The following is a 12,394-nucleotide window of genomic DNA, read 5'->3' as shown; positions in this document are numbered from 1 at the left end:
ATTGAATATATGCCCCTTTGCACAATGTGGTCACGCCCAAAATATTCTTGATGCAAAATTAATTGCCTTTCTTTAAATTGTCATAGAAAACAATGCAGTATCTGGTGCTTTTCGTTTAAGTCTTAAATCAAATGCCATACAGATATTTCGAACATATGGTTTCCCTTTTTCGGTAACTTGGATATTTTTATTTCCGATTATCAATAAACAGTCATTTTCCATTTCTTTGAGTTGTATAAGAATTTCTGGAATTTCTGGAAAATAGTTTGCTGAATCTGTCCAAGCGGTTTCAAAATGGCACATTAAGTTCAAAATATGTTTTCTGATGATAAGATCTTCAGATGTTAATAGATGACCTCTATAAACGGGCAGTTTATCCTTTTCTAGCATTTGGTAATAATCTTCTAAATTTTTGACATTTTGAGCAAAACTATACCAACTGTCACTTATTGATGAAACTCCTAAACCAATCATTAATTGAGTTTTTGAAGAACTATATCCCATGAAGTTTCTATGTAATTCTTTGTTTTTAAAAGATTGGTATAAGCTGTCTGATTTTAGCGCGAAATGATCCATACCAATTTCGTAGTATTCATTTTCAAAAAGTAACTCTTTTCCAATTTCGTATAATTTTCTTTTGGTATCGTCTTTCGGAATGTCTTCATCATTAAATCCACGTTGCCCATTGCCTTTTATCCATGGTACGTGTGCATAACTGTAAAAAGCCAATCGATCGGGTTGAAGGGAATTTGTTTTTTCGATAGTATCGATAATGTCATCAATTTCTTGAAAAGGCAAGCCAAAAATGATGTCATGTCCAATTGATGTATAGCCGATTTCTTTTGCCCAAAATGTAACTTTGGCTACATTATGAAAAGGCTGAATTCGATTTATTGCTTTTTGAACTTTTTGAGAGTAGTCTTGAACACCAAAGCTCACTCTTCGAAATCCTAAATCATACAATTTTTGCAAATGCGCATGAGTGGTATTATTCGGGTGGCCTTCAAAACTAAATTCATATCCTTCTGCTTTTTCGGCGAGAGCCAGTATTCCATTAATTAAGTCCTCTAAACTTTTTAACGAGAAGAAAGTCGGGGTTCCACCACCTAGATGAATTTCTTTGATCTTAGGTTTTTTGCCTAAAATTTCGCAATAAAGGGACCATTCTTTTAAAACGGCTTCTATATACGTATTTTCTACGTTGTGATTTTTGGTAATACGTTTATTGCATCCACAAAATGTACATAAACTTTCGCAAAATGGCAAGTGAATATACAAGCTGATACCTTCATTGTCGTTACTTTCTTGGAATGATTTTTTTAGAGTTTCTATCCAATTGTCATTAGTAAATCCTGACTCATTCCAATAAGGAACCGTAGGATAACTAGTATAACGTGGCCCGGGAACATTGTATTTTTGAATAAGTGAGGTTTTCATAAAAATCTGTTTTAGATATAAGTCAAAATTAGTGTGACTTTTTAAAGATTAAAATGATATTTATCATGTTAGTTAATAGCTAAATACAAACAAAGAGGTATTGTAGTGCCTCTTTGATGTTTTTTATGATATGGATTTATTGATTAAAGTGACCCATTTTTTAGCTAAATTTTGATCTTCATACAAGCAATTAAAATCGATATAATGGTTTTCGATGTTGTAAATTGGTATCAATTCTTTTTTCATTGTAGTTTTGTAAACTAGTTCAATTTCAATTTTTGAGGTGATATGTGTCTTTTCTTGTTTGTTTTCGATCATATTACACAAAAGAATATTTTTTAGATCTACAAAATAAGATGTTTCTTCTTTATAACTAAAATCTATAAACAGAAATCCTTTTTTCTTTTGATCGATGGCTAAAATCTTCTTGTTTTGTGTTTCAGTTAATTCAAAATTATAATAATTGTTTTGACTGTGTTGTTTCTTTATTTCTTTTATTTTTGCTCTGTTCACTATGTTGGAACGAAATACTAAAGTTAACGGAATACCTATTAAAACTGTAATTATAAGGCCTATTATGGTTACGGAAGTGTCCATGTTTTTATTTTTTAAAATTATATAATGATTTGTTCACCTGTTTCAATTAGAATCAGGTATAGTAAAAGTTTTTACTTATTAAAACGGAACCATAATATTAAATCACCAAAAATAATGGAATGGGAAGAGTAAAATTGAAACCTTTATGCATCTGTCAATGTCTTGGTCTGATAAAACTATATTAAGATTATTTCCTTTAGAACAGATGAAATATGGAGATACTAAATTGCAGTCATTTATTCCAATACGAATTCTGGTAGTATGACTTTGGTCTACTGAGCCTTTATCAATAGAGGGTTGAATGAAATGTGAAGAACTTAAACTTTCTTTATTAAAAGTAGTGCTATTATCGTTTTGAAAAGAGGGAGTATCGTATTGATTCGCACTGAATGCAAAATTGAACTGGATGAATAGTCCAATTAATACGGTAAATTTCCAGAAAGTTTTCATTTTGCAAATGTAGAGAATTGCTTTTTGATAGGGTTTTAGATTGTGATAAATGTAAGTTAAAGTTATGCGTAGTGATGGCTGTAATGCCACTTTATGTTTCAAGTTTTCTAATTTCTAGCGGTATTAACGGCATAAAAAAAGCCTCATACCATTGTGGTTGAGGCTTATTAATTGTATTTTTAATCAAGTAAATTTTAATCTACTCTTGATTTAAATTTCTTATTTGTTTTAGTTTTTCTTTCCAAACATCTAAACTTTCTTTGTGAATAGCAATGTTTTTTCGAACTTCTAGAACAATTGAATTTTCTTTTTTTGCGTTTCTAGTATTGGTAAAAAATTGAATGTTATTCTCTAATTGGAAAATTTCATTTTGTACTTCTTCGATTTTACGCATTAAGAAAATTTTCTCATTATCGAGTTTTCTAATATCATTGCTTTCTGACAGATGATCCATTCTGTTGGAGAAACGCATCATTTCGGTATCTTTTTTGCTTAGGCTTAATTTTTCGAATAAAGCATCTAGAATTTTATTAAACTTTCCTTCAATATGTCTTCTTGGGAAAGGAACTTTTCCAAAATTTTTCCAAGTTTCAATATGCAATTTGATGGCGTCTAAATCGGTCTTGTGGTCACCAGTTAATTGAAATTCTCTTAATGTATCCAGATAAGTTTTCTTTTTATCAAAAGCTTCAACTTCATCAACGTTTTCAATATTTTTGTGTTCTTTTAATTTATCGAAATAGTGATTACACGCTTCTCTAAATTCATTCCAAATTTTATCAGAATATTTTCTTGGTACATGGCCGATTTTTTTCCACTCTTCTTGAATTTGCTTCATGATAGGAGTAGTAGATGCAAAATCTTCACTTTCTTGTAATTCTTTGGCTTTTTTTACCAAAGCAATTTTTTTGTTTAGATTGTCGTTTTGATCTTTTTTGATATCCTTATAAAAAGAGTTTTTAAAAGTATTAAAATTTCTTACAGCGGTTTTGAATGCAGCCCAAGTAGTTTCATTAACTTCAGAAGGAACTTTACCAGCAGCAAAAAAAGCAGATCTTAATGCTTCAACTTTTTCGATTTGGGCCAACCATTGTGTGTGTGCATTTACTTTTTCGGTAGCTAAAACTTCTATTTTGGCAATGATTTCTTTTTTCTTTTCTAGATTTTCTAATTCAGTACCTCTTAAGTTTTCGAACAAAACTTCACGCTTATCATGCATTTTTTTTGTCAATTCACTAAATTGATTCCAAATTTCATCGCGAAATTCTCTAGATACAGGTCCTATATCTTCTTTCCAAATTCGATGTAAATCTTGCAATTCTCGGAATGCCTTGTTGATGTCTGCTTCGTGTAGCAACTCTTCAACACGAGTTATTATTTTTTGTTTAAGCTCTAAATTATGTTTGAAATCAATATCTCTGGCCTCTCTATCCAAGTGTAAATAATCATAGAAATTTTCTACATGAAAGTGATAGTTGTTCCATACATGATTGTATTTATCTTTTGGAATAGATCCTGCATTTTTCCAACGTTCTCTCAATTCATTAAAATGATTTAAGGTGTCTTTGATGTTGGCTTGAGGATTTATTAATTCTTTTAATTCTTCTACAATTGCCAATCGTGTCTCCAAGTTGGATTTCAAATTGTTTTGAAGACTTTTAAAATGAATATTTTTATTGTCTTTATAGATTGTATAATATTGATCGAACTTAGATTTTAAAGGGAAATGATACTGAAATTCTTCATTAGGGTCTTGATTTTCCTGATTGAATTCTTCTCTTTTTTCTTCGATAAGATGATTGTATTTTGCTAAAAAAGCTTTGCGAATTTCTTCAACATGATCTTTTATAGACATTACTTTTTCATTAGTAACCAAATTTTTCAATTCGTCAACTAATGTTTCCATTGGTAATGATTCATAATCAAGCATCGGAATATCATGGCGATTTTTCAGGGTTTCATCTTCACTTTCTTCCGCATTGGTCTCGGCAATAGCATTTAAAACATTTTGTTTTTCATTAATTGCGTCTTCATTAGTTGTTACTGCTTCAGCATCAGGATATACCGTATTTTCTTCTGCTGCAACATCAGTGATTTCACTTTCTTCAGTTACAGGAGTTTCAGATTGGATTGCTTCTTGCAACTCATTGGCCATTTTTCCGTCTGTCTCATTTTCTTGAAGAGACAGGTTTTCGTTCTTTTCTTCTAACATTTTGTAAATGTTTAAGGTTTCTATTTATTGAATGCGAAAGATAGTAAAGGTGTGTCAAAATTCAAAATAAATCGTTTGATTATAGTCTAATTATTGTGTAATTACTTTTTTTATGGTTGTATTTTGGTTATTTTCTGGTTTTAGGCCTTTTTATTTTATCTTGTTTTGATATTTTTGCTCAATGTGATCATGCAAAAGCCCTCAAATTGGAACTCCAATCTGAGGGCTTTTAGGCTAATTATAATGTGAATCTTTTATTTATTCCAAATCTTCCAGGCTTTTTCGGCCTGAAAAATAAGCATATCCAAGCCATTTTTAATTTGAGCACCATGTGCTTTGGCTTTGCTTAAAAATTGGGTTTCTGCTGGGTTGTATATTAAGTCGTAAGCAATGTGTTTTTCTGTAAAGTATTCATAAGGAATAATCGGAAATAAATCAACTTTTGGACTCGTTCCAACAGGTGTACAATTGATTATTATTTGGTAATTGTCAAATGTTGTTGCGTTGATACGTTGGTAGTCAATACAGTTTTCTTTGGCTTCTCGCGAAACAAAAGTATAAGCAATTTCCAATTGTTCTAAGGCAAAAGCTACCCCTTTTGAGGCGCCTCCAGTACCAAGTATTAAAGCTTTTTTGTGATGCGGCTGTAATAAGGGCTCTAAAGATTTTTTGAAGCCATAAAAATCGGTATTATAGCCTTTTAGTTTTCCTTTTTTGGTGAATTTTATAGTGTTTACTGCTCCAATTTGTGTTGCATTTTTGGATAATTTATCCAAAAATGGAAGTATGGCTTCTTTGTAAGGAATAGTGACATTGAGACCGTTAAGATCTGTGTTATTTTTTCTTAATTCAGTAAAATAATTAATTTCAGGAATATCGAAGTTTTCATAAGTGCAACCTTCAAAATGTTCTTTACTGAATTTATCAGTAAAATATCCTTTTGAAAAAGAATAACTGATATTACGACCTAGTAAACCAAAACGTTTTTTTAAAACTTCAACCATTATTGTTTTTTATGTTTTTCAATATAATTTTGTACCATTTTTTTCTCCCAAACCACAGGGAATAATTCTTGCAATAAAATCATATTTTCTGTATTCAAGCGCAAAGCATTGCTTAAATGGAATTTTGCTTTGATATTTTTTGAAAGCATAAAATTCAATCCAGCCAAACGATATTCAATTTCATTTTCTTCCGGAAAGTACTCAGATGCCTGAAATAAAGTTTGGATGGCGCTTTCAAATTCACCTAAAAATTGAAGAATATCCACCCAAAACAACCAAGTATCTAGTTGGTAGTCACCAAATTCTACTGCTTTTCTGTATCCAAATTCGGCTTCCTCAAAGAAGTTCATTTGTTTGTTTATTGCCGCATATCGCTTCCAGTACATTTTGTTTTGATTGTCTATTGCCAAGGCTTTATTAACAAAAAACAATGCTTTTTGAAAGTTTTTTTGGCGTACATAAAAGTCGGTAATTGCAATCCACCCTTTGTCAAGAAGAGGGTCTTCATGTACGGTTTTATTAAAGTATTTTAATGCCAATACTTTGTTGCCTAGCTTTTCATAGCACTTTCCTATTCGGAGCAAAGCATACGATGTGGCATCATCCAATTCGATGGTGCGGTTATAGCTCTCTATGGCAAGATCATATTTTTTTAGGCGTTCCAAAGCTTTGGCTTTTTCCATAAAAGCACCAAGGAATTCATCATCAATTAATGTGGCATAATCAAAAGCTCTAATGGCATTTTCATGTTCTTTTACACCATAATACAAGCGTCCCAATTGATGCCAAGCAATCTCACTGTATGGATTCTTGTCAATGTATTTGTTTAAATAAACGATGGCGTCTTGATTTTGATCCAAAAATTCAAAACAATACACTACATTGTATAAAGCGGATTGATCTTCAAAATCTTCTTCAAGACATTTGATGAAACTTTCTTTAGCCAATTCGAGATTGTCCATGAATAGATATTCCATACCAATTAAATTGTATACATCAGCATAGTCATCGGTATATTTTAAAGCGATCTTAAGCATTTCAACTGCTTTTTCATGCTGATCTCTTTTGGAGCAAATATTTGCTTTCTGGATGTATATTTCTTCGTTGGTAGGTTCAATTGCATACAACTCGTTCAATAGTTTTTCGGCAATTTCGAGTTTGTCATCATAAATAAGCATTTCTACTTGAACTAATTTTAGGCCGCTGGATCTTGGATGTTGTTCCAGAGCTAGCTTTAAAGCTTTTTTGGCCAATGCAGACTTGCCCATATCGAGATAATGAAGAATGATTTCTTCAAATTCTTCGGAGTCAAAAAAGAGCACTTTGTTGGTTTTCAACATGGACTCAAATTTGGATAGGGATAAGTTATAATCTTCTTCTTCGTTGCTTAATTGCATACTGTGTGTTTTTAAATTATCCTAGATTAAAATTAGGAAAACGTATTGTTGTTATGAGGAAGAAATTTATATGTTGTGAACAATTTAATTAACAGTTTTATAATGCCAATATCAATTTCAATGGCAATTTTTAAATATATTTAAATTTATTTAAAGTTTAAAATCAGCACTCTGCATTCTAAAATCTTAAACCATCTCGTTCATTACTTCAAGAATAATAGCACAACCTTCTCGAATTTCTTCTTCTGAAATGGTTAATGGCGGTGTAATTCGGATGGCACAACCTTCAAAAAGGAGCCAAAATAATATTAATCCTCTATCTTGACATTTTAATATCACTTCATTTGTGATCTCAGCATTGTCAGTCATGGCCGCTAGCATCAAACCTTTTCCTCGTATTTCTTTTATCAAAGGATGTACCAAAAGGGTTCTAAAGAGTTTTTCTTTCTCTAAAGCTTCTTGCATTAGATTGGTTTCAGTTAATTCTTTCAAAGTTGCCAAACAAGCTGACGCAATGACAGGGTGTCCTCCAAAAGTCGTAATGTGTCCTAATTTTGGATTTTCGGTCAATAAATCCATCATGGCTGATGAAGCAGTGAATGCACCCACTGGCATTCCACCACCCATTCCTTTTCCCATAACCACGATATCTGGAACGACATCATAATTCTGGAAACCTAATAATTTTCCTGTTCTCCCAAAGCCGGGTTGAATTTCGTCAAGAATCATCATTGCGCCTACTTCGGTACAACGAGCTCTTACTTTTTTTAGAAAATCATTTTCGGGCTCAATAAAACCAGCTCCTCCCTGAATAGTTTCAAGAATGATTCCAGCGGTTTTTGTTGTTATTTTTAGTAAATCGGCTTCATTGTTAAAGGTAATGAAATCAACATCGGGAAGTAAAGGACGAAAAGCCTGTTTGCGTTCTTCAAAACCCATAACGCTCATTGATCCCATGGTGTTTCCATGATAGGCATTATGGCATGATATAAGCTGGCTTCTTCCTGTAGTTCTTTTGGCAAGTTTTAAAGCTCCTTCGATGCCCTCTGTACCCGAATTGACTAAATATGTTTTGTCTAATGGAGCAGGTAGGAGAGAGGCCATTAATTTGCAATATTCAACAGCTGGGCTTTGCGAATATTCGCCATAAACCATAACATGCGAATATTTGTCCAATTGATCTTTTATGGCATCATTGACTCTCTTGTTTTGATGGCCAAGCGTACAAGCTGAAACTCCCGCCACAAAGTCTAAATATTTTTTGTTGTTGGTATCGTATATATAAGAACCAATTGCATGCGAAACCTCCATACCCAAAGGATAAGGTGAAGTTTGTGCTTGGTATTTAATAAAATCGGGATTCACTTTTTTGAAGATTTAAGGTTTGAAAAGTTTAAATAGTTTAATGAGAGGACTGAATACTGTGACTGACCACTAAAAACTGACCACTGACCACTGCTCACAGATTACTTCTTCGATTTCTTCTTGTCATAATTCAACGTTTCTTTACGAATTTTCATAGGAATATTTTTCTTAGCGCTGTCTTTTATCGTGGCCTCAATAACTTTGAGTTCTTCGGCATTTTCTTCTTCGCTAAAAACATCATCTTTGGATTTTATCCGTTCCTCTCCTCGCCAATTAAGACCCCGAAGCGTTCTCGCATTTTCTGGCAATTCTGATTCTGGATAAATATCACCATCAACTTGATTGAAAAACGTAATAGTTTCTATAGCAGTTTTGTCAAAAAGAATATTTATTTTGCTGCTAACATTTTTGTTGATACCAATAAGTTCGTTGGCGTCATTTCGCATATAATAAATCACTTCGGTGTTTTTTATAATATCCACATCATGCAGTTTTCCATCTTGGAATTTTCCAAATAAATTTTGCCCTTTTACCTGATTGAATCCTGTTCCAATAGTATCTTTAGAGACTATAAAAGTGTTATTGAGTACTTTTAGCGAATCTAGCTTTTGAGTATTATTGTCACCAATTAAGTGCATTAAATCACCTGTAATTTGGCTTTCGCCATTCCATAATATTGGGTTCCCAATTAATTTTGTTAAGGCTGTTTTGGAACTCGAATGAATAGAATCGCATTTTCCACTCATATCTGTTTTGTAAAAGCGAACATTATTAAAGGCTCGAATAATTCGGTTACCTTCTTTGCCTGTTACCATTAGTTTTTTTCCATGAATATAAACGGAGTCATTGTCTACAAAATTTACGGCCAAAGCTCTTTTGGTTACAAACATCGAGTCTTTCTTTTTGTATAATTCGGCATAATGCCCTCGAATAACTCCTCGATTGATGGAGTCCGTTATTTTGACATTTCGTGTAGCAGAGGCAAATTCTTTGTTTCGATCATAATACAGACTATCTCCTTTTATCACCCTATCATCATATCGTATGTAGGATTTGTTTAGAAAATGAGCTAGATTTTTTTTGGTATCATAAAAACCTTTTTCGGTATAAATATAATTGGCTTTACTGGTAATGGTTGAAGGACCAAAAAGATAAGAATGCCCCGAATTACTGTAATAATCCAAATGATTGGATTTGATTTCGTAGGTTTTATTCGTAAGAGTCACAGCAGTCAAAAACTGAAATTTTTTCTGAGCCACATAATACCGTCCAGACTTACTTTTTAGTGTGTTGTCTTTGTTAATTATAGTTCCTTGTGTATTGTAAAATACTTCTTGAGTGTTTCTGTCAAAATTAATAGTGTCTGTTGCTAATGTTGCATCAGGCGAACTCATTACAGGATTACCTGTAGCAAATGCTTTCTTTAATTCGCCACTGTATTCAGCATAGTTACTATTCAAATAAAGTGTGTCTCCTTGTACTAATTGTACATTTCCAAAAGCTTTTAAATAATTTTCTTTTTGAAAAAAATAGGCTTTGTTACAAGTTAAAATTACACCATCATGGCTCACTCTTACATTTCCTGTAAGTAAAAGAGCATCTGGTGCTTTTTGTTGGTCTACATCTGCAAAGTCAGACTGTTCAATTTGAATTTTTTTAGGAGTTTGTGCCATGATTAATTGGGCACAAAGGAATACTAAGCTATAGGTTATGAAATTTAGATATTTCTTCAATGGTTTTAAATTTTTTGTAAATTTATAAAAAAGCAGGCAAACGCTTTATATATTAGGATTTATTTATAAAAGTTTAGCCTTTGAATTATTTAGGCAACTTTGAAAATTATTTATAAACAATGCGAGTTCCTATTACGTTGTAGTCATTTGTAAATCATTTAATCATTTTTAATCAATGGTTTTTTCTACTATTTTTTTTGAAAAAATCATTAAATTTATGGATTGATATTATTTTATAGAATGTCAATTGTATATTTTTAATTTTTTATAATTTAAAGGAAATGATAACGAAAAAAATAGTAATTGCTGGACTAAGTATTATGCTTATAGCAACTGCCTGTAAAACCAAAGATTTAAAAATGAGTGCACAAAAAAAAGAAACCGTTTCGGAAAACAAAGCTGTAGTTTATCAAGTTTTTACTCGGTTATTTGGAAATAAGAACACAACAAATAAGCCTTGGGGGACAATTGAAGAAAATGGAGTCGGTAAATTTAATGATTTTACAGATAAAGCATTACAGGAAATAAAGGGGTTGGGAGTTACTCATATTTGGTATACTGGTGTTCCTCATCATGCAGTTATTCGAGATTATACTTCTATTGGGATTTCTAGTGACGATCCTGAAGTAGTAAAAGGTAGAGCGGGTTCTCCTTATGCTGTAAAAGATTATTACAATGTCAATCCTGATTTGGCTGTCAATCCGGAAAATCGATTGAAAGAGTTTGAAGAATTAATAAAACGTACTCATAATGCAAATCTTAAAGTGATTATTGATATAGTTCCTAATCATATTGCTCGCAAGTATGAAGGGAAAAGTAATCCAAAGGGAGTAAGGGATTTTGGTGCCGATGATGATGTAACTGTTGAATACAAAAGAGATAATAATTTTTATTACATCCCAAATACTCCATTTCAATTGCCAGATGGGGACAAACCTCTGAATGGTGAAAGCAATCCGTTAATAGATGGTAAGTTTGATGAAAATCCAGCGAAATGGACTGGAAATGGTTCTCGTATGGCTAAACCGGATAAAAATGATTGGTATGAAACAGTTAAAGTAAATTATGGAATTCGTCCTGATGGAACCAAAGACTTTCCTGAGTTGCCAGCTGGTTATGATAAAAAATCAAACAAAGAACATTTTGATTTTTGGAAAGACAAAAGTGTTCCTAGTTCATGGATAAAATTTAGAGATATTGCTTTGTATTGGACTGCCAAAGGAGTAGATGGTTTTCGTTATGATATGGCTGAAATGGTTCCTTACGAATTTTGGAGTTACATGAACTCAGCAATCAAAAATGTAAATCCAGATGCTTTCTTAATGGCCGAAGTTTATAATCCGAAAGAATATCGCAATTATATTCATTTGGGTAAAATGGATTATTTGTATGATAAAGTTGAAACATATGATAAATTAAAAGATATTATTCAAGGGAAAACTCCTCCAGACGGGTTATCATATATCCAAAGTGGTCTTGCAGATATTGATGTACACATGTTAAAATTTTTAGATAATCATGATGAACAACGTTTAGCAAGTCCCGAATTTGCAGGTTCTCCCGAAAAAGGTAAGCCAATGATGGTGGTTTCTGCTATGATTACTTCGGCTCCTATTATGATCTATTTTGGCCAAGAAGTAGGAGAGGCGGGAAATGAAAATGGTGGGTTTGGATCTCATTCTAGAACTTCTATTTTTGATTATGTTGGTGTGCCAAATCATCAAAGATGGATGAATGATGGTGCATTTGATGGTGGTAAATTATCTCAAGGAGAAAAAGATTTACGTGATTTCTACAAAAGGTTATTGAATTTTTCTGCCAAAAGCGCTGCAGTGATGGGGCAATTTCAAGATTTACAAGAAGTAAACCGTCAAGCTAATTTGGGATATGATCCAAATCATATTTATTCGTTTGTGCGTTGGTCAGACAGCCAAAAATTAATTGTGCTTACTAATTTTTCTTCTAATAATTCAGGAAGTTTTGAATTGAAAATCCCATCGGATATTATTAGTAAATGGAATTTAAAAGAGGGTAGTTATACTTTAAAAGACCAATTGTATGAAAAAAGTACAATTCAATTGCAGGTTGTAAATGGTGAAGGAAAAGCTTCTGTTAACATTAAACCATTAGAATCTTTTATTTATCAATTATAAAGTTTTTAAACTCAAAAAAAAAGCTGATACTTAAAATATCAGCTTT

At 32.2% G+C, this 12,394-nt stretch carries 9 protein-coding genes; 1 reads left to right on the top strand and 8 read right to left on the bottom strand.

What is annotated here, in order from left to right; all coding sequences use genetic code 11:
- Positions 1-72 precede the first annotated feature (72 nt).
- The 8 genes from hemN to OZP06_RS01095 all read right to left on the bottom strand — a co-directional run bounded on the left by hemN (position 73) and on the right by OZP06_RS01095 (position 10,135).
- Positions 73-1,437, bottom strand: a complete 1,365-nt coding sequence (gene hemN, locus OZP06_RS01130) for an oxygen-independent coproporphyrinogen III oxidase (protein WP_269223298.1) — start codon at positions 1,435-1,437, stop codon at positions 73-75.
- A gap of 123 nt (positions 1,438-1,560) precedes the next feature.
- Entirely contained in the window at positions 1,561-2,034 is a 474-nt protein-coding gene (locus OZP06_RS01125) for a hypothetical protein (protein WP_269223297.1), read from the bottom strand.
- A 102-nt stretch (positions 2,035-2,136) separates the two neighbouring features.
- On the bottom strand, positions 2,137-2,484 hold the full coding sequence (locus OZP06_RS01120; protein WP_269223296.1) for a hypothetical protein: 348 nt from the start codon (positions 2,482-2,484) through the stop codon (positions 2,137-2,139).
- Positions 2,485-2,683: 199 nt separating this feature from the next.
- Positions 2,684-4,696, bottom strand: coding sequence for a DUF349 domain-containing protein (locus OZP06_RS01115; RefSeq protein ID WP_269223295.1), 2,013 nt, complete (start codon positions 4,694-4,696; stop codon positions 2,684-2,686).
- A 254-nt stretch (positions 4,697-4,950) separates the two neighbouring features.
- A complete protein-coding gene (locus tag OZP06_RS01110; RefSeq protein WP_281239297.1) occupies positions 4,951-5,700 on the bottom strand; it encodes a shikimate dehydrogenase in 750 nt (249 codons plus the stop codon).
- Positions 5,700-7,097 carry a tetratricopeptide repeat protein gene (locus tag OZP06_RS01105; protein WP_269223294.1) on the bottom strand — a complete coding sequence of 466 codons (1,398 nt, stop codon included), beginning with the start codon at positions 7,095-7,097 and terminating at the stop codon, positions 5,700-5,702. The genes OZP06_RS01110 and OZP06_RS01105 overlap by 1 nt, the downstream gene beginning before the upstream one ends.
- Before the next feature lie 186 nt (positions 7,098-7,283).
- Entirely contained in the window at positions 7,284-8,462 is a 1,179-nt protein-coding gene (locus tag OZP06_RS01100; protein WP_269223293.1) for an aspartate aminotransferase family protein, read from the bottom strand.
- Positions 8,463-8,563: 101 nt separating this feature from the next.
- Entirely contained in the window at positions 8,564-10,135 is a 1,572-nt protein-coding gene (locus OZP06_RS01095) for an OstA-like protein (RefSeq protein WP_281240356.1), read from the bottom strand.
- Positions 10,136-10,476: 341 nt separating this feature from the next.
- On the opposite strand from OZP06_RS01095, the gene OZP06_RS01090 reads away from it, so the two are divergent.
- A complete protein-coding gene (locus OZP06_RS01090) occupies positions 10,477-12,348 on the top strand; it encodes an alpha-amylase family protein (protein ID WP_281239298.1) in 1,872 nt (623 codons plus the stop codon).
- Positions 12,349-12,394 lie beyond the last annotated feature (46 nt).

The sequence above is a fragment of the Flavobacterium sp. IMCC34518 genome (assembly GCF_027111095.2).
GTDB classification, from domain to species: Bacteria; Bacteroidota; Bacteroidia; order Flavobacteriales; family Flavobacteriaceae; genus Flavobacterium; species Flavobacterium praedii.
Note: the sequence above shows the minus strand (reverse complement) of the source record. Positions and strands in the feature narration are given on the sequence as shown.